General features: G+C 63.2%; 22 protein-coding genes and 2 tRNA genes. 9 read left to right on the top strand and 15 right to left on the bottom strand.

Features of this window, described 5'->3' with window-relative positions:
* Nucleotides 1–23: 23 nt before the first annotated feature.
* Nucleotides 24–473 carry a type II 3-dehydroquinate dehydratase gene (aroQ, locus tag K4A76_RS09620; RefSeq protein ID WP_029884970.1) on the top strand — a complete coding sequence of 150 codons (450 nt, stop codon included), beginning with the start codon at nt 24–26 and terminating at the stop codon, nt 471–473.
* The gene (locus K4A76_RS09615) at nt 470–1,318 is read left to right on the top strand and encodes a shikimate dehydrogenase (RefSeq protein ID WP_274412033.1); all 849 of its coding nucleotides are present in this window, start codon (nt 470–472) and stop codon (nt 1,316–1,318) included. Before aroQ ends, K4A76_RS09615 begins: the two co-directional genes overlap by 4 nt.
* A 54-nt stretch (nt 1,319–1,372) precedes the next feature.
* Here the strand turns inward: K4A76_RS09615 and K4A76_RS09610 are convergent, their stop codons facing one another.
* The 4 genes from K4A76_RS09610 to K4A76_RS09595 all read right to left on the bottom strand — a co-directional run bounded on the left by K4A76_RS09610 (nt 1,373) and on the right by K4A76_RS09595 (nt 11,212).
* The gene (locus tag K4A76_RS09610) at nt 1,373–1,924 is read right to left on the bottom strand and encodes a DUF4174 domain-containing protein (protein ID WP_009682785.1); all 552 of its coding nucleotides are present in this window, start codon (nt 1,922–1,924) and stop codon (nt 1,373–1,375) included.
* A 206-nt stretch (nt 1,925–2,130) separates the two neighbouring features.
* Nucleotides 2,131–6,558, bottom strand: coding sequence for an NEL-type E3 ubiquitin ligase domain-containing protein (locus K4A76_RS09605; RefSeq protein ID WP_274412032.1), 4,428 nt, complete (start codon nt 6,556–6,558; stop codon nt 2,131–2,133).
* 78 nt (nt 6,559–6,636) lie between these two features.
* Complete coding sequence (locus K4A76_RS09600; RefSeq protein WP_274412031.1) at nt 6,637–8,997, bottom strand: DNA polymerase II; 2,361 nt, start codon at nt 8,995–8,997, stop codon at nt 6,637–6,639.
* Between the two features lie 106 nt (nt 8,998–9,103).
* Entirely contained in the window at nt 9,104–11,212 is a 2,109-nt protein-coding gene (locus K4A76_RS09595; RefSeq protein WP_274412030.1) for a TonB-dependent receptor family protein, read from the bottom strand.
* A 152-nt stretch (nt 11,213–11,364) separates the two neighbouring features.
* Here K4A76_RS09595 and K4A76_RS09590 point away from each other — a divergent pair, with 152 nt between their 5' ends.
* Nucleotides 11,365–11,607 (top strand): DUF1654 domain-containing protein, encoded by a 243-nt coding sequence (locus tag K4A76_RS09590; RefSeq protein WP_054905228.1) that lies wholly within the window; start codon nt 11,365–11,367, stop codon nt 11,605–11,607.
* Nucleotides 11,608–11,613: 6 nt separating this feature from the next.
* Nucleotides 11,614–12,312, top strand: coding sequence for an endonuclease I family protein (locus tag K4A76_RS09585; protein ID WP_274412029.1), 699 nt, complete (start codon nt 11,614–11,616; stop codon nt 12,310–12,312).
* A 1-nt stretch (nt 12,313) separates the two neighbouring features.
* On the opposite strand, the gene K4A76_RS09580 is transcribed toward K4A76_RS09585, so the two are convergent.
* The 4 genes from K4A76_RS09580 to K4A76_RS09565 all read right to left on the bottom strand — a co-directional run bounded on the left by K4A76_RS09580 (nt 12,314) and on the right by K4A76_RS09565 (nt 13,849).
* On the bottom strand, nt 12,314–12,739 hold the full coding sequence (locus tag K4A76_RS09580) for a hypothetical protein (RefSeq protein WP_009682779.1): 426 nt from the start codon (nt 12,737–12,739) through the stop codon (nt 12,314–12,316).
* Nucleotides 12,740–12,838: 99 nt separating this feature from the next.
* Nucleotides 12,839–13,408: an SPOR domain-containing protein gene (locus tag K4A76_RS09575; protein ID WP_029884966.1), complete on the bottom strand. Its 570-nt coding sequence runs from the start codon at nt 13,406–13,408 to the stop codon at nt 12,839–12,841.
* 132 nt (nt 13,409–13,540) lie between these two features.
* Nucleotides 13,541–13,617 (bottom strand) — tRNA-Val (locus K4A76_RS09570).
* A gap of 155 nt (nt 13,618–13,772) precedes the next feature.
* Nucleotides 13,773–13,849, bottom strand: a tRNA-Val gene (locus K4A76_RS09565).
* Between the two features lie 201 nt (nt 13,850–14,050).
* Here K4A76_RS09565 and K4A76_RS09560 point away from each other — a divergent pair.
* Nucleotides 14,051–15,334, top strand: coding sequence for an NAD(P)/FAD-dependent oxidoreductase (locus tag K4A76_RS09560; protein ID WP_003250557.1), 1,284 nt, complete (start codon nt 14,051–14,053; stop codon nt 15,332–15,334).
* Nucleotides 15,335–15,442: 108 nt separating this feature from the next.
* Here the strand turns inward: K4A76_RS09560 and K4A76_RS09555 are convergent, their stop codons facing one another.
* Complete coding sequence (locus tag K4A76_RS09555) at nt 15,443–16,174, bottom strand: peptidase C39 family protein (RefSeq protein ID WP_274412028.1); 732 nt, start codon at nt 16,172–16,174, stop codon at nt 15,443–15,445.
* Between the two features lie 166 nt (nt 16,175–16,340).
* Between K4A76_RS09555 and K4A76_RS09550 the strand changes: the two genes are divergently transcribed.
* A complete protein-coding gene (locus K4A76_RS09550) occupies nt 16,341–16,520 on the top strand; it encodes a hypothetical protein (RefSeq protein ID WP_009682774.1) in 180 nt (59 codons plus the stop codon).
* A 52-nt stretch (nt 16,521–16,572) separates the two neighbouring features.
* On the opposite strand, the gene K4A76_RS09545 is transcribed toward K4A76_RS09550, so the two are convergent.
* Entirely contained in the window at nt 16,573–17,325 is a 753-nt protein-coding gene (locus tag K4A76_RS09545; protein ID WP_009682773.1) for a TerC family protein, read from the bottom strand.
* A gap of 28 nt (nt 17,326–17,353) precedes the next feature.
* Nucleotides 17,354–17,593, bottom strand: coding sequence for a hypothetical protein (locus K4A76_RS09540; RefSeq protein ID WP_274412027.1), 240 nt, complete (start codon nt 17,591–17,593; stop codon nt 17,354–17,356).
* A gap of 133 nt (nt 17,594–17,726) precedes the next feature.
* On the opposite strand from K4A76_RS09540, the gene nhaR reads away from it, so the two are divergent.
* The 3 genes from nhaR (at nt 17,727) to K4A76_RS09525 (ending at nt 20,724) form a co-directional block, all read left to right on the top strand.
* A complete protein-coding gene (gene nhaR / locus K4A76_RS09535) occupies nt 17,727–18,620 on the top strand; it encodes a transcriptional activator NhaR (protein ID WP_009682771.1) in 894 nt (297 codons plus the stop codon).
* A gap of 129 nt (nt 18,621–18,749) precedes the next feature.
* Nucleotides 18,750–19,961, top strand: coding sequence for a serine/threonine transporter SstT (gene sstT / locus K4A76_RS09530; RefSeq protein WP_009682770.1), 1,212 nt, complete (start codon nt 18,750–18,752; stop codon nt 19,959–19,961).
* Between the two features lie 115 nt (nt 19,962–20,076).
* A complete protein-coding gene (locus K4A76_RS09525; RefSeq protein ID WP_274412026.1) occupies nt 20,077–20,724 on the top strand; it encodes a YceH family protein in 648 nt (215 codons plus the stop codon).
* A gap of 4 nt (nt 20,725–20,728) precedes the next feature.
* Here the strand turns inward: K4A76_RS09525 and K4A76_RS09520 are convergent, their stop codons facing one another.
* From K4A76_RS09520 to gorA, 4 genes are all read right to left on the bottom strand, one after another.
* Nucleotides 20,729–20,917 carry a hypothetical protein gene (locus K4A76_RS09520; protein ID WP_029886312.1) on the bottom strand — a complete coding sequence of 63 codons (189 nt, stop codon included), beginning with the start codon at nt 20,915–20,917 and terminating at the stop codon, nt 20,729–20,731.
* 947 nt (nt 20,918–21,864) lie between these two features.
* A complete protein-coding gene (ahpF, locus tag K4A76_RS09515) occupies nt 21,865–23,442 on the bottom strand; it encodes an alkyl hydroperoxide reductase subunit F (protein ID WP_274412025.1) in 1,578 nt (525 codons plus the stop codon).
* Between the two features lie 127 nt (nt 23,443–23,569).
* Complete coding sequence (gene ahpC, locus K4A76_RS09510) at nt 23,570–24,133, bottom strand: alkyl hydroperoxide reductase subunit C (protein ID WP_004375926.1); 564 nt, start codon at nt 24,131–24,133, stop codon at nt 23,570–23,572.
* 180 nt (nt 24,134–24,313) lie between these two features.
* Nucleotides 24,314–25,669 (bottom strand): glutathione-disulfide reductase, encoded by a 1,356-nt coding sequence (gene gorA, locus K4A76_RS09505; protein ID WP_274412024.1) that lies wholly within the window; start codon nt 25,667–25,669, stop codon nt 24,314–24,316.
* Nucleotides 25,670–25,829: the final 160 nt, after the last annotated feature.

The raw sequence follows: 25,829 nt of genomic DNA, 5'->3' as shown, positions 1-25,829 counted from the left end.
ACAACAACAAAGCGAAGCCCGTCATGACGCCCCTCATTCTCGTGCTCAACGGCCCCAACCTGAACATGCTGGGCACCCGAGAGCCGGCCCAGTATGGTTACGAAACCCTTGCCGACCTTGGTCAACACTGCGCCGACACTGCCAATGCCCACGGCCTGGAAGTCGAATTCCGGCAAACCAACCATGAAGGTGAACTGATCGACTGGATCCACGCCGCGCGCAATCGCTGCGCCGGTATCGTGATCAATCCAGGTGCCTGGACCCACACCTCGGTAGCCATTCGCGATGCGCTGGTGGCCAGCGAAGTACCGGTCATCGAAGTGCACCTGTCCAACGTGCACAAACGTGAACCGTTCCGCCACGTGTCGTTCGTTTCGTCGATCGCGGTCGGCGTCATCTGCGGCCTGGGAAGCCACGGCTACCGCATGGCCATCAGCCACTTCGCCGAACTGCTCAAGGAGCGTGCAGCATGAACCAGCCTGCCATTCTTGCCGGCCTGATCGGCCGGGGTATCCAACTGTCGCGCACCCCGGCCCTGCACGAGCACGAAGGCGATGCCCAGGCCCTGCGCTATCTGTACCGGCTGATCGACGCAGACCAGTTGCAACTGGACGACAGCGCCCTGCCCGGCCTGCTCGACGCTGCGCAGCACACGGGTTTTACCGGCCTGAACATCACCTACCCGTTCAAGCAGGCGATCCTGCCGTTGCTCGACGAGCTGTCGGATGAAGCGCGCGGCATCGGCGCGGTCAACACCGTGGTACTCAAGGACGGCAAGCGGGTTGGCCACAACACCGATTGCCTGGGCTTTGCCGAAGGTTTGCGCCGCGGCCTGCCCGATGTGGCCCGCCGCAAGGTGGTGCAGATGGGGGCTGGCGGCGCGGGCTCGGCGGTGGCGCATGCCTTGCTGGGCGAAGGGGTTGAACAGCTGGTGTTGTTCGAAGTGGATACCGCCCGCGCTCAGGCACTGGTCGACAACCTGAATGCGCATTTCGGTGCGGGGCGGGCAATGCTTGGCGGTGACTTGGCCACGGCACTGGCCGATGCGGACGGGCTGGTCAACACCACCCCGGTCGGCATGGCCAAGCTACCCGGCACGCCGCTGCCAGTGGCGCTGCTGCATGCACGGCTGTGGGTGGCGGAGATCATCTACTTCCCGCTGGAAACCGAACTGCTGCGCGCTGCACGGGCGCTGGGCTGCCGCACACTGGACGGTAGCAACATGGCGGTGTTCCAGGCTGTGAAAGCATTCGAACTGTTCAGCGGCCGGCAGGCTGACGCCGCGCGGATGCAGGCACATTTCGCCAGCTTCTCCTGACTGAGCCAGGCCTGCGTGGCAACGGCCCTGAGCAAGCTCAGGGCCGCCACGCGTTCAGTCTTCCAGCGGCTTGGGCGGGGCGGCAGGCTTGGCCGGTTTGGCAGGTTTGCTGTCCTTGGCCTTGGTTTGCGGTGCGGCCGCCACCGGCTCTGGTGCGGTTACCGCCTTCTCGCTCGCGGGCAGCGCATCGACTGCCTCGAAGATCACCTGGGGATCGAGGGCGGTGTTGTCTTCGTCATCCTTGAGAACATGCCGCTCACCATCCTTGCCTACCAGAATCACCTTGGTGCCTTTGCTCGCCCCCAGCTTCAGCTCGCGGATCAGCGCCATGGTGGTTTGCTGCTCGAGGTTCTTGTCCTCCCGTTTGCCCATCATTTGCGCCACGCTGTACAGCACCAGGCTGCGCTCCTTGAATTTTGCCTGGGTAGCCGGGTCTTCGAGCGCTTTGTTGAGCCCACGCAGGGTGGGGTCGGCGCTGCTCGGCGCAATGACCACCAATGGCCGCGCCTTGCCCAGTTCCTTGGCCAACGGTGCGTCACTGTCAGCGGCATGCAAAGGGCCGGCAAGCGCGAGCAGGGTGGCGAGGGTCAGTGAGCGGACGAGCATGCATATCTCCTTATTCTCTCGATAAACCAAAGACTACAGATCATGGAGAAAGATCCGACGCGGGAGCCTAAACCAACAGCCCATGGCGTGCTTGCCACAAAGGTAACTTCCGATTTCCGTGACCGGGCGGCGAGGCCTGTGCAAACATCGCCGCCTGCTCTGAGCATAGCGCATAGCCACCGGCCGGCAGCGCTGCGCTGGCCGTTTTACCCCGTCGTGCTGTCGCCGGGCGCGTTTCTGTCCAGGGCTTCGAGGGTCAGTTGCAACAGCAGGGCATGCTCACGCTGCTGATTCCGAATCTGCAGCCGCTCGACCTGCGCTTCCTGGTTGCCCAGCGCCATCAGCCGCTCCAGTTCATCATGCATGTCCTGCGGCACTTGCAGTCGATCGGGGAAACTGCCCCGCAGGTAGTCCTGCCAGAAGCGTTGCCTGGAAAGGTATTCAGCCATGCCGTCGCGGGTCTGCGCTGCCAGCACGAAGGCACGCGCCGAACGAAGGTCGGTGTCCTGCAGCCGGGCAATATCGGTATACAACATCTCCCCGGGCTGGGCGGGCAAATCCAGGGCCGTGCGCAAGGCAACACGGTAAGCCAGGGCGAATTCGAGTGACTCACTGCCGGCCCCCAACCGGCGGGCATGTTCTGCCGCGAACTGATCGAGCAACGCCAAGCGCCATAACTGCCCGCCGAGCCACAACAAGCCCTGCTCCGGGGGGCGCCCACCCTGCTGGCGGCGCGTACGCCATATCATCAAGCGCACTTCCAGGTCAGCGAAACGGGCAGTGGCGTTGTCCTGGCAATCCGTCGCCGCGGCGTGCCTGAACAGCTCCAGCCGCAGCGCAGTGTCTTCACTCATTGCTTCGAACATTTCCAGTATCCGGGCTGCCAGCGCGCAGGCGGTGGAGGAAAACTTGAATGCGCCGGAGGTGGTCAGTACGGACAACGTCTTGAAGAAGTCGTCCGATACCTCATCGGCTTCCAGATGAACCCACAACGCGGCCATTTCATCGCGACGTTCTGCCGCCACCAGGTCCAGATAACGGAACCGATACGGCACGCGACTCGCCTCGAGCCAATGCCAGCTGGAAGACGCCTGCGATGCAGCCGCCAGCAGGTTGCCCGACAGTTCGACCCGGCCCGCGCGCCACAGGTGTGACTGATGCAGGTCGTCAGGCAGCACTGAAATACTGTTGCCACTGAGGTCCAGCGTGTGCAGTTGCGGCGCGTCCAGCGTGCCGTAGGGAAACTCCGGCAGTTGCGTGCGTGACAGGTGCAAGGCGTTGAGCTCGGTCATGGCGAACACGGAAAATGCCCGGCGCAACGGGTTGTCCGAAAGGTTCAGGTACACCAGGGAGCGGCAACCGGCCAGGACCAGCGCCTGGCTTTCGTCGAGCGCGATCTGATTGCCTGACAGGTCGAGCACCTCCAGCCTTTGTGCCAGCATCTGAGGCAGCGGCAGGCGCCTGAGCCGGCAATTGGTGATTTCCAGGTTGCGCAAGTTGGGAAACGCCTGCAGGAAATCGTCGGGCACCTGCTCCAGCCGCATGGCGCGCAAGGCCAGTATGGACACGTGCGCGAAACTCACTTGGGCCGGCAGGCCAGGCAGTTGGCGCAAACGGCTGCGGGTCTGGGTCAGCATGAAGCGCCCGCCCTGCACAGATGCCTGGTCCTGCAACTCGGGGACGAGCAAGCGCCAGCAGTCGATCAAGCCTTTTCTGAATTCACGTCGGGCAGTCAGTTCAGGTGTGGCAACCGCATTGAATACCCACCTGTCGAGGTGGCTATTGAGCTGTCGGTATTGCGCCTCCAGGCCGTTCAACCTGGCCCGGGCATCGGCTGACGCCAACCATTGGCCAACCTGCTCGTCGCTGAAGGCCGGGTACAGGTCGCGCAGGCGTGCCTGCAGCGCCCGCGGCCTGAGCCGCCCGAACGCAGCCCATAACCTGCCGCCGGCCATGGGGTAGCCAATGCGGCCGTCAGCGAGCCGCAGCGGTGCCACGAAGGCGCCGCGGCGCTGGCCCATGCCAAGGGCGCCCAGCACGGCTGGCCGCTGGTTGAAGGCAAGGTCTGCCAACGCCTGGCGCAGGGCGGGTGCGGACACAGCAGGCTGCCGGCTGGCCGCTCGTGCCTCGGCGTCATACGCCGCCGCCAGTGTTTCGAACAGCTCCCCGGCAGCACCGGCGTTGGCCTGGGCACGGTCGTGCAAGCGAAACACCCCATGCTGGTGCAGCAGATCGAAGGTTGGGCCCGCGCCTTCGATTGTCAGCAGCGGCTCGCTGGCCTCACCGTCGAACAATCGCCAGCCTGGCCCTCCGGCCCCCGGCACCTGCCCCAGCAGGTTCAGCACAACCCGCGCCAGGTCGAGATTCTGTGGGGTATCGATGCGCAGCGCCTCAAAGACCCGCGCGGTTCGAATCCGCGTAACCTGCAGCCTGGCCGCCTCGGCCATGAACAGCGGCACGCGCCCGGTCTCTTGCAGGTGCTGCAGGTCGTCCTCGCTGGCATTGCGCATCACTTCCCTGGCCGCCAGGCGGTGCAGGCTGGCGAAGGCCCGTTGCAAAGGGCAAGGGGTTTGCGGGCCGGTGTTGTGCTCCTCGTACATGGCTTGCAGCAGCTCCCGGCGCCCGGCCCAGGCCACTTCGGCCAGCGCGCGCCCGTGCAGGCCTGCCGCCTGGGGAAGGCTCAACACCCGCGCCAGCAATTGCTGATCGGCGGTGGCGGCACCTTCGCGCAGTTGACCGACCAACGTGTGGATCCGCCCGGCGAACAGCAGCCGCTGCACCGTGTCAGCCAGCGCTGCCTCAGGTGCTCGGCCATACACATGCCATGCCCGCAAGTGCTGGTCGTCCAGCCCGTGGATGGCCAGCGCCTGGTCGATCTGCAGGTCATCGAGGTCGCTGTAGGGCTTGCCCAGGCGGCGGAACAGCTGGCGCGCGTCTGCCCATTCGGCGGGCTGCTCGCACCACAGCCGCCACGCACCGGCGCCATTGTGGCGGAGCAAGGGGGCATAGCCCTGGTAAGGGAGCAACTGCCATTGTTCATCGTTCTTGCGCCACGCCACTTCATACCAGTGACCGTCCATGCTGATCCAGCAGCGCTCGGCCAGGCGATACACCCCCTGCTCGTCCCGCACCGCGGTAGCCGGCGGGGTGCCACAACGGTAGGGTTCCAGGTCGGTGTTCCACAGTTTTTCCTCGCCACCTGGCAGCTGCGCCGGCACCAGTGGGTCTACCACGCTCCAGGCACGTCGCGCCGCCGCGACAACAGCAACGGTTGCACCGACGGTCAACAACTCTTTGCCCACATCCAGCAGGTGGGCCAGCGCAGCATTGCGTTCGTTCTGTTGCCAGTCACTGACCGCCTGAAAGCTTTGCTCAAGCAGTTCCCAGGCCATCACACCCAGCATCACCGCGCCAATTGCGGGCACGAAAAGCCCTGCGATGCCGAGCAGGGTTTGCCCTTCAGCCTGTAAACGGCGGGCATGCTCGGCCTGAGCCTGGCGATCGAGCATCGCCACTGGCGGGGCGATGATCGCCGCGTCATCCTTGACCTGGCCAATCCAGTCATCAGCCAGGGCATCGAACAGCGGTAAACCATAGGCATGCGTCTGTTCATCAAGGCTGCGGGTCGCCCAGCGGGTGACATCGTCGAGCCGCTCACCCACAGCAGAGAAAAACCGCTGGCTGTCGCGACGGCGCACGAAGCGGCTGAAGAAACGCCGGTAGTCGTTCTTGCGCAAACGCTTGCCAAGCACCCGGCGGGCGTAGTGTTCCAGGTCGTTGCACACGCTCCAGGGGCCTGCGGGGTCGCCAGGTACATACACCAGGACGTACTTGCTGGTGTTGTAGAACGTCCCCTCGGCAATGACATCCAGCACCACGATCTGCTGCATGCGGCAACCAAACAGTTCCAGCCGGCGGACGCTGACCGGCGATCCCGCTAGGGTGCCAAGCGTGTCATGCATGCACAGTTGCACCACCCAGTGCAGCTGGGCCGCGCTCAACACGCCCTGTGCACTGGCTGCAAGCGCATCGGCCAGCATGCCATAGCGTTGGCGGCGAACCAGCAGCTCGCGCACGCCTGGCTGAAAAACACCCGCCAGGTGCGCCTGGTACTGCTGGCCAAGGTCCAGCGTGCGGCACAGCCTGACGAAAGCCGCTGCCGATAGCTCGGCATGCGTGGCGCCCAGCGCATCCACCAGGCAATTCTTGCGGGGCTGATCATGCTGCTCGGCCTCGGTGAAGTTGCCCAGCGCTGCCTCCAGCAGCGGCGTATCGTAGTAATCGCTGTCGGCCACCGGAAGCCGACCGGTCACATAACTGATGGTCGGCGACGTGATGTAATACCATTGCCGCAGGCTCACGCGGTCGGCATCCAGGGTGCCAAACCGGGCCAGCGCCTGCTGCAGCAAAGGCCGGCTGAAATCATCCAGGTTGCGCACCTGTGCCAAGGCTTGCGTCAGCCCTTCCCGGCAAGCCAGCAACTGCGACAGTGCCTGGCTCAGCAGCCGGTAGTCGGCCACCGTCAGCTTCGCCATCCAGGCCGGCAGCCGCTGTGCAATGTAATGGTCCTGGCAGGCTTGCGCGATGGCAAGTGCGTCGACCGCATTCGAAGGTGAAGTGGATTTGCCCTGCATCGGTGCCTCCGCGATGGCGTTGAGGCTAGAGTTTGTGCAGGTTCAGGGCACGCCGACGGCTAGCTATCTACTACCCGTTCAGAACAGCAGCAGTTGATGGTCGATCAGCCGCGCGAAGTCGTCGCCGACAAAAGGCAGGATGGCATCAGCCACCGGCTGCAACTGCCGGCTGATGTAATGATCATGGTCGATGGGGGCTTGCAGGTTTTCCAGCGGCTCTGGGCCTGCGGTGGTGATCACATAGCTGATCCAGCCGCCGCGCTGGTATTGCAGCGGGCGGCCCAGGCGCTTGTTGTAGTCGTCGGCCAGGCGTGCGGCACGCACATGGGGCGGGACATTGCGCTGATAGTCGGCCAGTGGCCGCCGCAAGCGCTTGCGATAGACCAGCAGCTCGTCGTTTTCACCCGCCAGCGTGCGCTGTACATAGTCACACAGGTAATCACGGTACGGCTCACCACGAAACACGCGTGCGTAGAGTTCCTGCTGAAACTGCCGGGCCAGCGGTGACCAGTCGGTGCGCACCGATTCCAGGCCCTTGAACACCATTTCTTCTGTGCCATCAGCCCGCTGCCTGAGCCCGGCATAGCGTTTCTTGCTGCCCTCGTCGGTACCACGGATGGTGGGCATCAGGAAACGCCGGTAATGCACCTCGAACTGAAGCTCGAGGGCGCAGTCAAGGTTCATGCTTTCGCGCAGGTGCGTTTGCCACCACTGGTTGACCTCGGCCACCAGCTCGCGACCGATGCGCACCGCGTCTTCCTCGGCATGGGCACCCTTGAGCCAGACGAAGGTGGAGTCGGTATCGCCATAGATCACGTCGAAACCCCGGGCCTCGATCAGCGCCCGGGTCTGGTGCATGATCTGGTGCCCACGCAAGGTGATGGACGAGGCCAGCCGGGGGTCGAAGAAGCGGCAACCGCTGGAACCCAGCACACCGTAGAACGCGTTCATGATGATCTTCAGTGCCTGGGACAACGGCGAGTTACCCTCGCGTTTGGCCGCCTCCCTGCCCTGCCACACACGCTCGACGATGGCCGGCAGGCAATGCTGGCTGCGGGAAAACCGCCCGCCACGGAAACCCTCCACCGAGTGCTCATCGTCAGGACGGTGCAAACCTTCCACCAGGCCCACCGGGTCGATCAGGAAGGTGCGAATGATCGAGGGATACAGGCTTTTGTAATCCAGGACCAGTACCGAGTCGTACAAACCTGGGCGCGAGTCCATGACGAAGCCGCCAGGGCTGGCTTCGTCCGGCCGGCTGCCCAGGTTGGGCGCCACGTACCCCAGGCGGTGCATATGCGGAATGTACAAGTGGCAAAACGCGGCGACCGACCCGCCGCTGCGGTCCACCGCCAGGCCGGTAACCGATGAGCGTTCCAGCAGGAACTCGAGCAGGCGGGTGTGGGCGAAGATCCGCGTCACCAGCTCACAGTCCTTCAGGTTGTACCGCGCCAGGGCCGGTTTGTCTTCGGCGAAGCGTCGGTTGATTTCGTCCATGCGCTGATAGGGTGTGTCGATGGCTTTGCCTTCGCCGAGCAGCGTCTGGGCGACGTTTTCGAGGCTGAACGATGGGAAACTCCAGGTGGCCGAGCGCAGCGCCTCGATGCCATCGATCAACAAGCGCCCCGGGGCGTCGGCGAATACGTGGCCACCGCCGCCCTGGCTTCGCAAGGTCATGGCTGCGCCTCTGCGCCCCAAGGCCAGCGCTACCTGCAACGCCTTGGCGTGCTCATGCAGCACGCGCAGGTCGAACTGGATCAGGTTCCAGCCAATGATCGCGTCGGGGTCGTGCAGCGCCATCCACTGGTTCAGGCACACCAGCAGCTCGGCGCGGTCGGCGCAGTAGTGCAGATCGAAGTCCACCCCCGCCGGGTCGCCGTTGGGTTTGCCAAGCATGTACACCTGACGCTGGCCACAGCCCTCCAGGGCAATGCTGTACAACTCCCCACGTTCGCTGGTTTCGATGTCCAGCGACACCAGGCGCAGCGGTGGGCGGTAACCTGCCAGCGGCCTGAGCTGAGCTTCGCAGAGCACGCCCTGTGCATCAGGCTTGCCGGTGAACTGCACGGGGGCGGTGATGAAGCGCTCCATCAGGTAGCGTTCGGGCGGGCGGATGTCGGCTTCGAAAATGTCGATGCCGGCGTTGCGCAGGCGTTGCTCCAGTTGCATCAGCTGCCGGTGCTGGCGGCAATACAGCCCCATGACCGGGCGCTGCTCGAAGTCCTTCAACTGCAAGGGCTTGAGCTGTACACCTGGCTCTTTGGCCAACAACACCCGGGCATGTTCAGCCTGCGCCAGCGGGATGAAAGCCACCGAGCCCTGAGGGGCAAGCCGCAATTGCCGGGGCCCCTGATCGGTAGCCAGCCAGAATTCCACGCAGGTCCCTTCGGGCGTGTCATGCCAATGCCGGGTCAGGACGAAGCCCTGCTGCAATTCCACCGCATCTACCTCTGAAGCGTATGATCAGGTGCTGATTCTACCGCTACCGGCACTGCAAGCGGTGGCTGGGCAGCCCCTGCAGGCGCCACCCGGCCCCGGTAGCCCGTCACTGGAACCGGTACGCCAAACCCGCCCCCGCATACCATGAGCGCCCAGGCGCGGCCTCGTAGTAACGCCCGTTGCTGTCGCCGACGATCACCGACCCTACATATTGCCGGTCGAACAGGTTGTCCAGGCGCACCAGTTGGTGGAATGTCCACGGGCCGACATGCTGCTCGAAGCGCGTACGCCAATTGAACACGGCATAGGCCGGCGCCGCCTTGGCAGCGTTGCTGTCGTCGACATACACCTTGCTGCGGTACTGCCCTTCCAGGCCCATGCTGACCGCCGCCACCGGCTTCCACAGCACCTCGCCATACAGGTTGTCCTGAGGCACACCTGGCAGGCGGTTGCCACGTGCGATGGCCTGGCTGACGTTTTCGGCATAGCGCGCGTCGGTGCGGGTGTACACCACAGTGGCCTGCCACTGGTCGTTCCAATCCTGCTGCAGGCGGGCCTCGAAGCCACGCCGAAGGGTACGCCCGGCATTGCGATAGCTGGTTCGGCCGTCCGTCGCACGGTCCACGACAATTTCGTCTTCGGTCTGGATCTCGTAAACGGCGGCGTCCAGCCGCGTGCGCTCGCTCAGCCGGTACTTCAGGCCCGTTTCATACTGCATGCTGGTGGCAGGCTCGAGCCCGAAGTTGAAGCGTTCGTCCGCTCCCGGTGCATAGGCCATCTCGGCCTGCGTGGGGGTTTCGAAGCCTTTGCCGACACTCACGTAACCACGCAAATCAGGGGTGAAGGCGTACATCACAGACAGCGAAGGGGTAGCTTGCTGATACCGTTTGGAGCCGCTGGCGTCACCGTTGGCCAGGTAATGGTCATCGACGCGCATGTTCATGCTGCTGTAGCGCAAGCCCAGCTCGCTGGTCCAGTTACCGATTTCCCAGTGCGCCTGCAGGTAAGGGTCCAGGCTGGTGGCGGTGTCCTGCTCGTCACGTCGCAACTCGCCCTTCACACCCAGCTGGTCAGCGCTGAAGTTCTGGTAGCCACGGCGGTCATCCTTGCTCTGGTCGTAATCGGCGCCAAGGGTCAGGGTGAGATTGCCGGGCACCTGGGCAACCGGCTGGATCCAGCGCAGCGTACCGCCCTGGAAATGCCGATCGAAGTCGACCACGCCACCCCCGCGCTGGCTGTTCGAGACCACCGTCTTGGGAATGGACAGGTACTGCACCACCCGGCGCTGCCCGGCGTACAGGTTCAGCTGCAACGTGGCGTCACCTATGTAGCGCTCATAGTTCATGCCCAACTGCTGGTGGTCGATGCTCTTGCGCGTGTCATAGGTTTGCGCCACTGCCGCGCTGGAGCGCGGGTCGTGCTTGTAGGCTTCCCAGGTCTGCCCCAGAGGGTCCTGGGTGCCGTTCTGTTCCAGGCTGCTGTAGATCAGCGCCAGGCGCGATTCGCTATCGGGCTTGAAATGGACCTTGGCGAAGGTCTGGTCACGGCGCGCCGCGCTGTGGTCACGGTAGCCGTCGGTGTCCATGCGCGACGCATCCAGCAGGAAACCGGCCGTGTCGTTACCGCCCTCGGCGCTCACGTGGTTCTTGTTGAAACCGTCGCTGCCGAAGGTGGTTTCGGCACCTACCTGGGCAGAGCCCTGGCCGTCGCGGCTGAACATCTGGATAACCCCACCGGCGTTGCTGCCGTACAGGGTGGCGGCCGGGCCGCGCAACACCTCGATGCGCTCGGCCACATCCAGGTTGAGCGTGGCCGCTTGCCCTTGACCGTCGGGAGTACTGGCCGGGATCCCATCGCTGATCAGCTTGATGCCCCGCACCCCGAAGGCCGAGCGGGCGCCGTAGCCTCGCGAAGAAACCTGCAGGTCCTGGGCGTAGTTCTGGCGGTTCTGCACCACCAGCCCTGGCACCTTGCCCAGCACTTCCGACAGGTTGACGCCCAACTGGCCGTCAGTGCCACGAGACAAGTCGATGGTATCGACCGAGAACGGCAGGTCGAACGTACGCGTGGGCAGGTAGGCACCGCTCACCACCAGCGGCTCGATCACCACGGCAGTGGAGGCATCGGCCCAGGCATCGTCAAGCGCACCAAAGTCGCCTGCAATCAGCAGGACCAGGCCTGTAGAGGTAGGAAAACGAGAAAGAAATCGATACATGCGCAGCTTCCGAAAATGGCCGCCATTACACCAGACCCGCACCGACAGTGCGAACCCTCTGGCCAGCCTCGCCGGATTTTCCCTGACAAGCTGTTGCGAAATTGCTTACGCTGAAATACTGTACGCACATACAGCACAACAAGGATATTCCTGTGTCCAGCACCGCCTCCGCCACCCCAAGCAGCTACGTTCAGCTGGGTGTTCGCATCCAGAAGATCATCAACAGTCCCACCGCCCAACGCAGCCGCGCGGCGCTGATCTTCCGCCTGGAACAGGAAAGCCCGGACGACTGGGAAACCCTGCTCGAGGAAATTGCCGAGAACGACAACGTCACCCTCGCCCACCGTGACGATGGCGGCGTGCAGATTTTCTGGACGGTGCCGAAGGAAGACTGACCAGGCATGAGCATTCCGCTTTTCGCTGCTACCGGCCTGCTCCTGCTGTGTGCCGCCCCTGTTGTCCAGGCCGAGGCCCCGCGCACTTTCCAGGAGGCCAAGAAGGTCGCCTGGAAGCTGTATGCACCGCAGTCCACAGAGTTCTACTGCGGGTGCAAATACAAAGGCAACAAGGTGGATCTGGCCTCCTGCGGTTATACCCCGCGCAAGAGTGCCCGGCGCGCTGCGCTCATCGAATGGGAGCACATCGTACCGGCCTGGCAGATCGGCCATCAGCGCCAGTGCTGGCAAAGCGGCGGGCGCAAGCAGTGCTCGCAGCATGATGAGGTCTACAAACGTGCGGAGGCCGACCTGCACAACCTGGTGCCAAGCATTGGCGAGGTCAACGGTGATCGCAGCAACTTCAGCTTCGGCTGGCTGCCCGAGCAGCGTGGTCAGTACGGCAGTTGCCTGACCCAGGTCGACTTCAAGACCAGAAAGGTGATGCCACGCCCGTCCATCCGCGGCATGATCGCGCGCACCTACTTCTACATGAGCAAACAGTACAACCTGCGCTTGTCGCGCCAGGACCGGCAGTTGTTCGAAGCCTGGAACAAAACCTACCCGCCACAACCCTGGGAGCTGCAACGCAACCAGCGGGTAGCTTGTGTAATGGGGCGCGGTAACGAGTTTGTCGGGCCGGTCAACCTCAAGGCTTGCGGCTGAGCTAACGAAGTGCCTGCAGGTAAGCGCTGGCCTCGCGATAGCGCGCCAGCCGCGCCAGGTCGGCAGGGCCTGGGCAGGGAATACGCGAAAGGTCACTGTTGTCGGCCAGGTCAGCCAGTTTGACCGTGCGCGCCAGCGGGTCGTCGCCCAGGCGCACGACAAAGTCCTGATAAGCTTCGCCTTCACGCCGGCTGAGCGCCAGCAGGGCTGCGAGAATCTTCAGCGCGAAGCCCTCCCGCGCCAGGTCGGAGAGGGTCAGCGGGGTATCCTCGATCACATCGTGAAGCACCGCAACAATGCGCTGTTCCGGTGTGGCAACCCGCAGCATCACACGTAAAGGGTGAAGGATATACGCCGCCCCACCCTTGTCGTATTGCCCTTCATGCGCCCTGGCGGCCACGGCTATGGCCCGCTCCAGTGTCGACATCAGGCGCCCCCCCCATTTCAGCCTCTCCCTACCCAAGCATAGCCAATGCTGGGCGCAAGGTGCCTATCATGCGCCTTGGGAGCGGGTTGGCCGCGCAGGTCAGCGCGCTGCGCCGTGCTGGATGACCACCGAGTCGGTGCCCAATTTGGCCATGACTTCGTCGCGACGGGCCTGCGCCTCTTCGCGAGTAGGGAACGGCCCCATCAGCACCACCGGCTTGCCATCGCGGTATTCCACCGACGACGGGATGCCCTTTTCGATCAGGCGGGCCGTCATGTCGCTGAGCGCGCCCATGTTGGCGCCCTGCACCACCTCCACATCCCAGCCTTCGGGTGCCGGCTGGTCGGCCAGCGCTTCGGCGCGACGCTGCAGGTCGGCACCGCCGCACAGTTCGCGGATACGCAGGTTGTTGCCGGTTTCGTCCACGATGATGTCGTACTGGCCATCGCGCTTGAACGCCACGTAGCTGCGGTAGGCCTCGTACTGCCCGGCATCGTCCTTGCCACGGACCTGGCCGCAGATGGTGCCCTGGGTGTCGATCCGCACGTTGCCGAACTTGGCCGTCTTGGGGTTGTGCAAGTGTTCAGCCACCTGCTTGTGCACGCCCTCGACCTCGTTCTCACAGCCCGCCAGGGCGAGCACTGCCATTACCACAGCCAGTTTACGCACGCGTGTACCTCCAGTTTCGAAGGGGCGGATTCTAGCATGCTGCGCGCTGGCCGAAGCGTGACCAAAGGTTACAGGCTGCTTCACGCGCACATGCAAAAAGGGCGATCATTGCTGATCGCCCTTTCTGGAGTTTGGTAGGCACAATTGGACTCGAACCAACGACCCCCACCATGTCAAGGTGGTGCTCTAACCAACTGAGCTATGTGCCTGTCGTGTGGTGCGCATCTTAGTGATCAAGTGCGCACCTGTAAAGCGTTTTTTTCAGAAAAATCAAAAACTTTCGCAGTTTCCCGGTGTTGCAGCCAACCGCCGGAAAAACCAATGAAAAAAGGGGTGACCCTTGCGGATCACCCCTTCTTCGATTTGGTAGGCACAATTGGACTCGAACCAACGACCCCCACCATGTCAAGGTGGTGCTCTAACCAACTGAGCTATGTGCCTGTCGTGTGGTGCGCATTCTACGCAATTGGAAAAGCCTGTCAACACTTTTTTTCGCGCTAAGCTACTGAATCTAAACCTCTTTATAGAGAAGGGTCGCGTGCGACTGTGTGAGGGATTTTCAACAGACGACTAGCGGGTGTTTATTATTATTGATAGCATCGCTACATTCGTTAAAAATATAAAACACGAGGTTCCTGCAGCATGGCTAACACCCCCTACCCCCAGTCCTACTACGCCGCCTCGGCCAACCCGGTGCCGCCACGTCCGGCGCTGCAGGGTGAGGTGGAAACCGATGTATGCATCATCGGCGCCGGCTACACCGGCCTGTCCAGCGCCCTGTTCCTGCTGGAGAACGGCTTCAAGGTGAGCATCGTCGAAGCCGCCAAGGTCGGCTTCGGTGCCTCGGGCCGCAACGGTGGCCAGATCGTCAACAGCTACAGCCGCGACATCGACGTGATCGAACGCACTGTGGGCCCTAAACAGGCCCAACTGCTGGGCCACATGGCCTTCGAAGGCGGGCGTATCATTCGCGAGCGCGTGGCCAAGTACAACATTCAGTGCGACCTGAAGGACGGCGGCGTTTTCGCCGCGCTCACCAGCAAGCAGATGGGCCACCTGGAATCGCAAAAGCGCCTGTGGGAGCGTTTCGGCCACAACCAGCTGGAGCTGATGGACCAGAAGCGCATCCGCGAGGTGGTGGCCTGCGACAGCTACATCGGCGGCATGCTCGACATGAGCGGCGGTCACATCCACCCGCTGAACCTGGCGCTGGGCGAAGCTGCAGCGGTCGAGTCGCTGGGCGGCATCATCTATGAGCAAACCCCGGCCGTGCGCATCGAGCGCGGCGCCAACCCTGTGGTGCATACCCCACAGGGCAAGGTCCGCGCCAAGTTCATCATCGTCGCTGGCAACGCCTACCTGGGCAACCTGGTGCCAGAGCTGGCCGCCAAATCCATGCCATGCGGCACCCAGGTCATCACCACCGAACCCCTGGGCGAAGAGCTGGCGCGCACCCTGCTGCCGCAGGACTACTGCGTGGAAGATTGCAACTACCTGCTCGACTATTACCGCCTGACCAGCGACAAGCGCCTGATCTTCGGCGGTGGTGTGGTGTACGGCGCACGTGACCCGGCCAACATCGAAGCGATCATCCGCCCGAAGATGCTCAAGGCCTTCCCGCAACTGAAGAACGTGAAAATCGACTACGCCTGGACCGGCAACTTCCTGCTGACCCTGTCGCGCCTGCCACAAGTAGGTCGCATCGGCGACAACATCTATTACTCCCAGGGGTGCTCGGGCCACGGCGTGACCTATACCCACCTGGCGGGCAAGGTGCTGGCCGAAGCCCTGCGCGGCCAGGCCGAGCGTTTCGACGCCTTCGCCGGCCTGCCGCACTACCCGTTCCCAGGCGGCCAGATGCTGCGCGTGCCGTTCAGCGCTATCGGTGCCTGGTACTACAGCCTGCGCGACCGCCTGGGCTTCTGATGTAGCGGGCCTCCTCGGGGCGGGACCCGCTCCTCCATGGCGCTGTGCGGTGCGCACACGCTCCGTGGAGGGTCAGGTCTGCCTGCGAAAAGGCCATGATGGGAACGATCATTTGTTCAGGCTGTTCACCGCCTGCTTCGCCGCGATTTCCTGCCCCGCCCGCGACAACTCTTCCGCCGCCTGCAACCAGCGTTGCCTATCCACTTCAGCCGGCAATTGCCGTGGCGGCTGCACCAGCACTGCCCAACTGCCCTGCTCGGCCCACGCCGAAGCGAACGCGTCGAATGCCATCATGTGCCGGCGGTGCATGCCCGAGCGCAGCAGTACCCGCTGCTTGTAGCGGTCATAACCGATCAGCACCGCATAGCGCGGCTCGCCCCACCAGGCGGAACCGTCTTCGTAGCGCAAGAGTACCGGGTTGCCCGCCGCCACTTGGGTCAACAGCGCATCCAGTTGCTTGTCCAGGCGGTACACCACCATGCCGTAATCCCGCGCCACGCTAGGGATGGCGGTACCCAGTGCGTCGGCACCCTGTGGCAGGTTCAGGGGCTTGTCCAGCAGCCCCGGGGTAATCGGTGCCCCCTGTTGCGACAACACTGCTGCCAGGGCCATGGCGCCGCTATGGTTGGCGTTGCCCCGGTAGAACGGCACGCTGCTGATTTCGACCCGTTGCGGCAGGCCTTTGAGATTGGCGGGCGGCGCACTGGCACAGCCCGCCAGGCTGGCTGCCACGATGAAGGCCGACAGCAGCCGCCGGGCGCTCTTGAAGGAAGATTGCTGCATGGACACTCGCTTGATCCAACGCCGGGCAGGCAGCGCCCAGCTCTGGCCACTGATCATAGGTCCGACGACGGCGCGGGTATAGTCCGACAACGGCTTGGAGCGAATCGGACTCAGAGATAGACCTTTGTTCGATGGAACGTCCCAGGCGAAAGGCTAGACTAAAGCAGTGTCTGGAACGCAAACGCCGGTCACTCTGGCGTTTGCCGCAGCGATGGAGGCACAGATGAGCCTGACCTTGGCAATCCTCATGCTGGTCGGCATGTGGCTGAGCGTCGCAGCCGCCATGCTATGGGGTGTACTACGTATCGTGCGGCGTCACGCGCAGCCCAATCAACAACCGCCGCAGGTGCCGGCAAAAACCCGGCACGTACAGCGAGCACGGCGGCCTGCGGGCGTGCACTGACCGAGCAGCATTCAGCAGCCAAACGGGGCGCAAAGCGCCCCGCTGCCCACCGTCAATGCTCAGCCGCCTCACGCTTGAGCCGCGCCCTGCGTGCGAGAATGTTGAGGATCTCGATTGCGGTGGAGAACGCCATCGCAGCGTACACGTAGCCTTTGGGCACATGGGCACCAAACCCTTCGGCAATCAGCGTCATACCGATCATGATCAGGAAGCCCAGGGCCAGCATCACGACTGTCGGGTTGTCGTTGATGAAGTTGGCCAGTGGGTCGGCCGCGACCATCATCACGATCACGGCAGTGATCACGGCGATGATCATGATCGGCAGGTGCTCGGTCATGCCCACGGCGGTGATGATGCTGTCTACCGAGAACACGATATCCAGCAGCAGGATCTGGAAGATCGCCGCAGCGAAGCCCAAGGTCACCGTGGAGCCCACCTTGGCCTCTTCCTTGGCACCGTGCGGGTCGACGTTTTCGTGAATTTCCTTGGTAGCCTTCCACAACAGGAACAGGCCACCCGCAATCAGGATCATGTCTTTCCACGAGAACGCATTGCCGAACACTTCGAATACAGGGTCGGTCAGCTGGACGATCCAGGCCACCGTGCTGAGCAACGCCAGGCGCATGATCAGGGCCATGCTGATGCCAATGCGCCGCGCCTTGGAACGGTACGCCACCGGCAACTTGTTGGTCAGGATCGAGATGAAGATCAGGTTGTCGATGCCCAGTACGATTTCCATGGCCACCAGCGTAGCCAGGGCAATCCAGGCGGTAGGGCTAGCGGCGAGTTCCAGCAGATATTCCATTGTTCACATCCTGCAACGGCGGTTGGGGTCAGATTTCCTGGCTTTTTTCGTTCTTTTCAGCTTGCACGGGCTTCTGCCCTTCACGGCCAATGGCTTCGCTCAGCGCCTGCTGGGCGGCCTTGTTGGTGTCGTCGATGGCCTGCTTGGCCGATTGAGCAGCTTGGTCGAGCATCTGCTGGGCGGACTTCTCGGCCTGGTCGCAACCAGCCAGGGCAAACAGTGCCAGGGCCAGTACCAGCGGCGTGCCGATGGATTTCAAGTGCAGCATGGGTTCCTCGCTTGTGATGACTTCAGCAGCGCACGAGGCGCCTGATAACGAAGGATTCTAGACACGCCGATACATCAGGAAAATTCGTATTTTCAACGGTTATACTTCGGGTTTTACGAATCGGGAAAACAGCGTGCTCAACTACCGCCAGTTGCACTACTTCTGGGCAGTGGCCAGGACCGGCAGCATCGCCCGCGCCAGCGAACAGCTGAACCTGACCCCGCAAACCATCAGCGGGCAAATCAGCCTGTTCGAACACACCTACGGCCTGGAGTTGTTCCAGCGTGTGGGGCGGCAGCTGGAGCTGACCGAAACCGGCCGCCAGACGCTGGCTTATGCCGAACAGATGTTCCAGCTTGGTGGCGAACTGGAGGCCATGCTGCGCGCCGGGCCACAGGAGCAGATCCTGTTCCGCGTGGGCGTAGCCGATGTGGTACCCAAGTCCATCGTCTATCGCCTGCTGGCCCCGACCATGGAGCTGGACGACGTGCTGCGCATCAATTGCCGCGAAGACAAGCTCGAACGGCTGCTCGGCGACCTGGCCATCCAGCGCCTGGACCTGGTGATTTCCGACAGCCCCATGCCGAACAACCTGGATATCAAGGGCTACAGCCAGAAGCTTGGCGAATGCGGCCTGAGTTTTTTTGCCACCCCTGCATTGGCCAAGCGCTACCCGGGTGCCTTTCCTGCCTGCTTGCAGGACGCCCCCCTGCTGATTCCCGGCCAGGAAACCGTGGTGCGCAGCCGATTGCTGCGGTGGCTGGGCGAGCAGCAGGTACAGCCCCGCATTGTCGGCGAGTTCGATGACAGCGCATTGATGCAGGCCTTCGGCCAGTCGGGCAGCGGCATCTTCGTTGCACCCAGCGTGATTGCCGAGGAAGTGTGCCGACAGTACGGCGTGCAACTGATCGGGCAAACCGAGGCGGTGCATGAGTCGTTCTATGCCATTTCGGTGGAGCGCAAGGTCAAGCACCCGGGGATCGTGGCAATCACCGAGGGGGCACGGCGAGAGCTGTTCCACTGGTGACCGGGCTGGTTCGCACGGCCTCGCCTGCATTCGCTTGCGGGGCGGCACTGGCCGCGAAACGCGCCGGGCCGCCCGGCAAGGCTCTGTGCTAAAGTCCCGCCCTTTACAGAATCCGAGATAACGCTGCACATGACCTCTGTTTTCCGCCTCCTCAACCGTACCAGCCTGGTGACGCAGATCGTCATCGGCTTGCTCGCCGGTATCGCCCTGGCCCTGCTGGCCCCCAGCGTGGCCGGCGACCTGGCCTTCCTCGGCAAGGTCTTTGTCAGTGCCCTCAAGGCAGTGGCGCCTGTACTGGTATTCATTCTGGTCATGGCTTCGATCGCCAACCACCGGCATGGCCAGGAAACCCACATTCGCCCGATCCTGTGGCTTTACCTGCTGGGCACTTTCGCCGCGGCATTGGTGGCCGTGATCGCCAGCACGCTGTTCCCCTCGTCATTGGTGCTCAGCACCGGCGAAGCCACGCTCAGCGCACCGGGCGGCATTACCGAGGTACTGCAGAACCTGTTGCTGAGCGCGGTCGACAACCCGATCAACGCCCTGCTCAACGCCAATTTCATTGGCGTGCTGACCTGGGCCGTGGGCCTGGGCGTGGCCTTGCGCCATGCGGGCGACACCACGCGCACCGTGGTCGAGGACCTGTCCAACGGTGTCACCCTGATCGTGCGTGTAGTCATCCGCTTTGCCCCGCTGGGCATCTTCGGCCTAGTCAGCGCGACCTTGGCTCAATCCGGCCTGAACGCCTTGCTCGGCTACCTGCACCTGCTGGCAGTGCTGATCGGCAGCATGCTGTTCGTAGCGCTGGTGATGAACCCGCTGATCGTGTACTGGAAAATCCGCCGCAACCCGTTCCCGCTGACCTTGCTGTGCCTGCGCGAAAGCGGCATCACCGCGTTCTTCACCCGTAGTTCGGCGGCCAATATCCCGGTCAACCTGGCACTGTCAGAGCGCCTTGGCTTGCATGAAGACACCTATTCGGTGTCGATCCCGCTGGGTGCCACCATCAACATGGCCGGTGCGGCGATCACCATCACCGTGCTGACGCTGGCCGCAGTGCATACCCTGGGTATCCCGGTCGACCTGCCGACAGCGTTGCTGCTCAGCGTGGTGGCAGCCGTCTGTGCCTGCGGTGCCTCCGGCGTGGCAGGGGGGTCGCTGCTGCTGATTCCGCTGGCGTGCAGCCTGTTCGGCATCCCCAGCGAAATTGCCATGCAGGTGGTTGCGGTGGGCTTCATCATCGGGGTGTTGCAGGATTCGGCGGAGACCGCGCTGAACTCCTCCACCGATGTGCTGTTCACGGCCGCGGCGTGCCTGGCTGAAGAGCGGCGTAGCGTCTGATCCTAATCGGGCTGCTGGCCGGAGCGGGCTCACCCGCTCTCACCAGCAGCCGCAATTGCCTTACACGATGGCATTACCTACCCTAGTGGCCTTTCCCCAGTAATGAGACAGGGCCATGTCAGAATACGAAACCGCCGGTGAAGGCCGCTTGAGCAGCACCGAGATCCGTGTCCTCGGCGCGTTGATCGAAAAGCAGGCCACCAGCCCGGAGAGCTACCCGCTGACCCTCAACGCCTTGGTCCTGGCCTGCAACCAGAAGACCAGCCGCGAGCCCGTCATGAACCTTACCCCGGGCCAGGTCGGCCAGGCCTTGCGCAACCTTGAAGCGCAGGGCATGACCCGCCTGCAGATGGGCAGCCGCGCCGATCGCTGGGAGCAGCGGGTGGACAAGGCCCTGGAGGTGGTACCGGCGCAACTGGTTCTGATGGGCCTGATGTTCCTGCGCGGCCCGCAGACCCTCAACGAACTACTGACCCGCAGCAACCGCCTGCATGATTTCGACGACACCGAGCAGATCCAGCACCAGCTGGAGCGCCTGATCTCGCGCGACCTGGCCTTGCACCTGCCACGCCAGGCGGGCCAGCGCGAAGACCGTTATACCCATGCGTTGGGCGACCCGGCGGAGATTGAGGCGATTCTTGCTGCACGTCAGCAGGAAGGCGGCCAGCGCAGCAGTGGCAGCAGCGTGTCGGAGGAGCGTATCGAAGCGCTTGAAGCCCGCATCGCAGCACTGGAAGCGCGCCTGGCAGACCTGGAAGGCTAGGCGGTCACGGCTCGGGGTCGGGGAAGTTGCGGCAGCTTTTGCGCTCGGCCAGCTCCCGGTCGCTGGGGCGCTGGTCGACGAATACGGTGCGACCGTCGGCGTAGATTTCCAGGTAACCCCAATGCAGGTCCTGCTCCGTCTGACCGGGCTTGGGCGGGACTAGCCACCAGGGTTCGCGGCTGATCAGCGTCATGATACGGCTTCCTGAGGGTGGATGCCGTAAGCATAGACAGCCTGGGTTGATGCCTTGCGAGCGCTGGCCCTTTCGCGGCTAGAGCCGCTCCTGCAAGTACGGCGGCAACTCCAAGCCAACGCAGCCCCTGTGGGAGCGGGCGTGCCCGCGAACACCGGCAAAGCCGGTGCCAGACACCGCGTCGCCTGCTTCGCGGGCTTGCCCGCTCCCACAGGTGAATCGCGCAGGCTTTTCAAATTTTGAGAAAGACAGCTGCTCCTGCAAGTACGGCGGCAACTCCAAGCCAACGCAGACCCCCTGTGGGAGCGGGCATGCCCGCGAACACCGGCGCAGCCGGTGCCAGACACCGCGTCGCCTGCTTCGCGGGCTTGCCCGCTCCCACAGATGAATCGCGCAGGCTTTTCAAATTTTGAGAAAGACAGTTGCTCCTGCAAGTACGGCGGCAACTCCAAGCCAACGCAGGCCCTGTGGGAGCGGGCATGCCCGCGAACACCGGCGCAGCCGGTGCCAGACACCGCGTCGCCTGCTTCGCGGGCTTGCCCGCTCCCACAGGTGAATCGCGCAGGCTTTTCAAATTTTGAGAAAGACAGTTGCTCCTGCAAGTACGGCGGCAACTCCAAGCCAACGCGGGGCATGCCCGCGAACACCGGCGCAGCCGGTGCCCTCCACCGCGTCGCCTGCTTCGCGGGCTTGCCCGCTCCCACAGGTGAATCGCGCAGGCTTTTCAAATTTTGAGAAAGACAGTTGCTCCTGCAAGTACGGCGGCAACTCCAAGCCAACGCAGGCCCTGTGGGAGCGGGCATGCCCGCGAACACCGGCAAAGCCGGTGCCAGACACCGCGTCGCCTGCTTCGCGGGCTTGCCCGCTCCCACAGGTGAATCGCGCAGGCTTTTTCAAATTTTGAGAAAGACAGTTGCTCAGCCTTTGAAGGCAGGGCCAGCCCAGGCTTACGCCGGTACCGAGGTCCGGATCAGGTGGTCGAAGGCCGCCAGCGAAGCCTTGGCCCCCTCACCCACCGCAATCACGATCTGCTTGTACGGCACGGTGGTCACGTCCCCCGCAGCGAACACCCCTGGAATGCTGGTCTGGCCCTTGGCATCGACAATGATCTCGCCGCGCGGTGACAGCTCGACGGTACCTTTGAGCCAGTCGGTGTTCGGCAACAGGCCAATCTGCACGAAGATGCCTTCCAGCGCGACTTCATGCTGCTCGTCCGTGGCGCGATCCTTGTAGCGCAGGCCAGTGACTTTCTCGCCGTTGCCAAGCACCTCGGTAGTCAGCGCACTGGTGATCACTTTCACGTTAGGCAAACTGTGCAGCTTGCGCTGCAACACCGCGTCGGCGCGCAGTTGGCTGTCGAATTCGATCAGCGTCACCTGGGCAACGATACCGGCCAGGTCAATGGCGGCCTCAACACCCGAGTTGCCACCACCAATCACCGCCACGCGCTTGCCTTTGAACAACGGGCCGTCGCAGTGCGGGCAGTAAGCCACGCCACGCGCGCGGTATTCCTGCTCACCCGGCACGTTCATTTCACGCCAGCGGGCACCGGTGGCCAGGATCACAGTCTTGGCCTTGAGCGATGCGCCGCCCGCCAGGCGCACTTCATGCAAGCCGCCGTCGGTGGCCGGAACCAATGCTTCGCCGCGCTGCAGGTTCATGATGTCGACGTCGTACTGCTTGACGTGCTCTTCGAGTGCAGTCGCCAGTTTTGGCCCTTCGGTTTCCTGCACCGAGATGAAGTTCTCGATGGCCAGGGTGTCGAGTACCTGGCCACCGAAGCGCTCGGCAGCCACGCCGGTACGAATGCCCTTGCGCGCTGCGTAAATGGCAGCCGCCGCGCCCGCCGGGCCACCGCCCACAACCAGCACATCGAAAGCGTCCTTGGCGTTGATCTTCTCGGCCTGGCGCGCACCGGCGCTGGTGTCGATCTTGCCGAGGATTTCCTCCAGGCCCATGCGCCCCTGGCCAAACAACTCACCGTTCAGGTAGATGCTCGGTACCGCCATGATCTTGCGCGCTTCCACTTCAGCCTGGAACAGCGCGCCGTCGATGGCCACGTGGCGCACGTTGGGGTTGAGCACGGCCATCAGGTTCAAGGCCTGGACCACGTCCGGGCAGTTCTGGCACGACAGCGAGAAATAGGTTTCGAAGGTGAATTCGCCTTCCAATGCCTGGATCTGTTCGATCACTTCGGCACTGGCCTTGGAAGGGTGGCCGCCGACTTGCAGCAGTGCCAGCACCAGCGAGGTGAATTCGTGGCCCATGGGGATGCCGGCGAAGCGCAGGCTGATACCTTTGCCATCGGCGCCAGCACCCGGGCGGCTCAACGAGAACGATGGGCGACGGGCATCGGTGCCGTCCGCGCTGAGGGTAATGAGTGTGGACAAGCTGGCGATCTCCACCAGCAGGTCATGCAATTCACGGGACTTCGCGCCGTCGTCGAGGGAGGCAACGATCTCGATCGGCTGGGTGACCCGCTCCAGGTAGGTTTTCAGTTGCGATTTAAGCGTGGCGTCCAACATACGGGCGATTCCTTCTTCAATACTCGGATACAAAAACGCCCAGGCGAGGTCGCCCGGGCGTTTGACGGGGCGGTAGCTTATTCAGCTTTGGCGGCTGCCTACCGCCCGCGTTGTTGCGCGCATGGCCTTAGATCTTGCCGACCAGGTCCAGCGATGGCGCCAGGGTGGCTTCGCCTTCTTTCCACTTGGCCGGGCAAACTTCGCCTGGGTGGGCAGCAACGTACTGGGCAGCTTTCACTTTGCGCAGCAGCTCAGCTGCATCGCGGCCTACACCACCGTCGTTCAGTTCCACGATCTTGATCTGGCCTTCCGGGTTGATCACGAAGGTACCGCGATCAGCCAGGCCAGCTTCTTCGATCAGCACGTCGAAGTTGCGCGAGATGACGTGGGTTGGATCACCGATCAGCGGGTACTGGATCTTGCCGATGGTGTCCGACGTGTCGTGCCAGGCTTTGTGGGTGAAGTGGGTGTCGGTGGACACGCCGTAGATTTCCACGCCCAGCTTCTGGAACTCGGCGTAGTTGTCGGCGAGGTCACCCAGCTCGGTCGGGCAAACGAAGGTGAAGTCGGCCGGGTAGAAGAACACGACGGACCACTTGCCTTTCAGGTCGGCTTCGCTGACCTGCACGAACTCGCCTTTGTGGTAGGCGGTAGCGTTGAACGGTTTGACCTGGCTGTTGATGATTGGCATGAGAGACGCTCCTTCATGGGGTTGGAATCAGTTGATGGATAGAATCCTAACTAATCATCCCGCTGAAGGCTCATTGGCAAAGCTCATGCTCGTGATTGGTTTTGGCTATAGCCAGAGGTACTTGATAGAAGACTCGGTTGTAGGAGCGGGCTGCCCCGCCCCTTCAACGTAACGCATAGATCAACGGCTAGCCGTACGCAGGGTGACGAACTCTTCGGCGGCCGTCGGGTGCACGCCGATGGTTTCGTCGAATTGCTGCTTGGTGGCACCGGCCTTCAGGGCAATACCCAGGCCCTGGATGATCTCACCGGCATCAGGGCCGACCATATGGCAGCCCAGCACCTTGTCGGTGTCGGCATCGACCACCAGCTTCATCAGGGTCTTTTCCTGGATGTCGGTCAGGGTCAGTTTCATAGCGCGGAAGCGGCTTTCGAATACCTGCACCTTGTGCCCTGCCGCCAGCGCCTGTTCTTCCGTCAGCCCCACGGTACCGATTGGCGGCTGGCTGAACACGGCTGTGGGGATGTTCTGGTAGTCCACCGGGCGGTACTGCTCGGGCTTGAACAGGCGCCGTGCCACCGCCATGCCTTCGGCCAGGGCCACCGGGGTCAGTTGCACCCGGCCAATCACGTCACCAATGGCCAGGATCGACGGCGCGGTCGTCTGGTATTGTTCGTCGACCCGGATATAGCCACGCTCGTCCAGCTCGACGCCGGTGTTTTCCAGGCCCAGGTTGTCCAGCATCGGGCGTCGGCCGGTGGCATAGAACACGCAGTCGGCCTGCAACTGGCGGCCATCCTTGAGCGTGGCCTTCAGGCTACCGTCTTCAAGCTTGTCGATGCGCTGGATATCGGCATTGAACTGCAGGTCGAGGCCGCGTTTTTCCAGCTCTTCCTTCAGGTGGGTACGTACCGAACCATCGAAACCGCGCAGGAACAGGTCGCCACGGTACAGCAGCGAAGTAGCCGCCCCCAGGCCCTGGAAGATACCGGCGAACTCGACCGCGATGTAGCCACCGCCGACCACCAGCACCCGGCGTGGCAGGCTCTTGAGGTAGAAGGCTTCGTTGGAGGTGATTGCCAGTTCCTTGCCTGGAATGTCCGGCACCTGCGGCCAGCCGCCGGTGGCGATCAGGATGTGCCTGGCACTGTAGCGTTGGCCCTCCACTTCCACTTCATTGGCCCCGGTCAGGCGCGCATGCCCCTGCACCAGGGTCACCCCACTGTTCACCAGCAGGTTACGGTAGATGCCGTTCAGGCGCTCGATCTCACGGTTCTTGTTGGCAATCAGGGTACCCCAGTCGAAGTGCCCTTCTTCCAGGGACCAGCCGTAACCCGCAGCCTGCTCCAGTTCATCGGCCACATGCGCACCGTAGACCAGCAGCTTTTTCGGCACGCAGCCGACGTTGACACAGGTGCCGCCCAGGTAACGGCTTTCAGCCACTGCCACTTTTGCACCAAAACCAGCGGCAAAGCGCGCAGCGCGCACCCCGCCGGAGCCGGCGCCAATCACGAACAGATCAAAATCGTAGGCCATGTGTTCTCTCTCCTAGCAGGCGCCCAGCATAACGCACTGAGGCCGCTTTGCAGCCCTTCGTGGCAAACCCGCCCCATCAGCTGGGCGCACGCCAAAGGCATGCGCGGTATCTGTAGGAGCGGGCCTGCCCGCGAAGGGCCGCGCGGCGGCCCCAGTCATC

Origin of the sequence: Pseudomonas sp. NEEL19, from assembly GCF_028751975.1 — a bacterium.
Classification (GTDB): Bacteria; Pseudomonadota; Gammaproteobacteria; order Pseudomonadales; family Pseudomonadaceae; genus Aquipseudomonas; species Aquipseudomonas juntendi.
The sequence above is the reverse complement of the archived record's forward strand: the minus strand, read 5'-3'. Positions and strand labels throughout refer to the sequence as shown.

What these genes read in the sequence shown, in the direction of transcription:
- K4A76_RS09610 (WP_009682785.1), bottom strand. Translation starts at nt 1,924, where the DNA reads ATGCTCGTCCGCTCACTGACCCTCGCCACCCTGCTCGCGCTTGCCGGC.
- ahpC (WP_004375926.1), bottom strand. Translation starts at nt 24,133, where the DNA reads ATGCCAATCATCAACAGCCAGGTCAAACCGTTCAACGCTACCGCCTAC.
- K4A76_RS09595 (WP_274412030.1), bottom strand. Translation starts at nt 11,212, where the DNA reads ATGTATCGATTTCTTTCTCGTTTTCCTACCTCTACAGGCCTGGTCCTG.
- K4A76_RS09615 (WP_274412033.1), top strand. Translation starts at nt 470, where the DNA reads ATGAACCAGCCTGCCATTCTTGCCGGCCTGATCGGCCGGGGTATCCAA.
- K4A76_RS09580 (WP_009682779.1), bottom strand. Translation starts at nt 12,739, where the DNA reads ATGTCGACACTGGAGCGGGCCATAGCCGTGGCCGCCAGGGCGCATGAA.
- ahpF (WP_274412025.1), bottom strand. Translation starts at nt 23,442, where the DNA reads ATGTTGGACGCCACGCTTAAATCGCAACTGAAAACCTACCTGGAGCGG.
- K4A76_RS09525 (WP_274412026.1), top strand. Translation starts at nt 20,077, where the DNA reads ATGTCAGAATACGAAACCGCCGGTGAAGGCCGCTTGAGCAGCACCGAG.
- K4A76_RS09555 (WP_274412028.1), bottom strand. Translation starts at nt 16,174, where the DNA reads ATGATCAGTGGCCAGAGCTGGGCGCTGCCTGCCCGGCGTTGGATCAAG.
- sstT (WP_009682770.1), top strand. Translation starts at nt 18,750, where the DNA reads ATGACCTCTGTTTTCCGCCTCCTCAACCGTACCAGCCTGGTGACGCAG.
- aroQ (WP_029884970.1), top strand. Translation starts at nt 24, where the DNA reads ATGACGCCCCTCATTCTCGTGCTCAACGGCCCCAACCTGAACATGCTG.
- K4A76_RS09560 (WP_003250557.1), top strand. Translation starts at nt 14,051, where the DNA reads ATGGCTAACACCCCCTACCCCCAGTCCTACTACGCCGCCTCGGCCAAC.
- K4A76_RS09550 (WP_009682774.1), top strand. Translation starts at nt 16,341, where the DNA reads ATGAGCCTGACCTTGGCAATCCTCATGCTGGTCGGCATGTGGCTGAGC.
- K4A76_RS09585 (WP_274412029.1), top strand. Translation starts at nt 11,614, where the DNA reads ATGAGCATTCCGCTTTTCGCTGCTACCGGCCTGCTCCTGCTGTGTGCC.
- K4A76_RS09520 (WP_029886312.1), bottom strand. Translation starts at nt 20,917, where the DNA reads ATGACGCTGATCAGCCGCGAACCCTGGTGGCTAGTCCCGCCCAAGCCC.
- gorA (WP_274412024.1), bottom strand. Translation starts at nt 25,669, where the DNA reads ATGGCCTACGATTTTGATCTGTTCGTGATTGGCGCCGGCTCCGGCGGG.
- K4A76_RS09540 (WP_274412027.1), bottom strand. Translation starts at nt 17,593, where the DNA reads ATGCTGCACTTGAAATCCATCGGCACGCCGCTGGTACTGGCCCTGGCA.
- K4A76_RS09605 (WP_274412032.1), bottom strand. Translation starts at nt 6,558, where the DNA reads ATGCAGGGCAAATCCACTTCACCTTCGAATGCGGTCGACGCACTTGCC.
- K4A76_RS09545 (WP_009682773.1), bottom strand. Translation starts at nt 17,325, where the DNA reads ATGGAATATCTGCTGGAACTCGCCGCTAGCCCTACCGCCTGGATTGCC.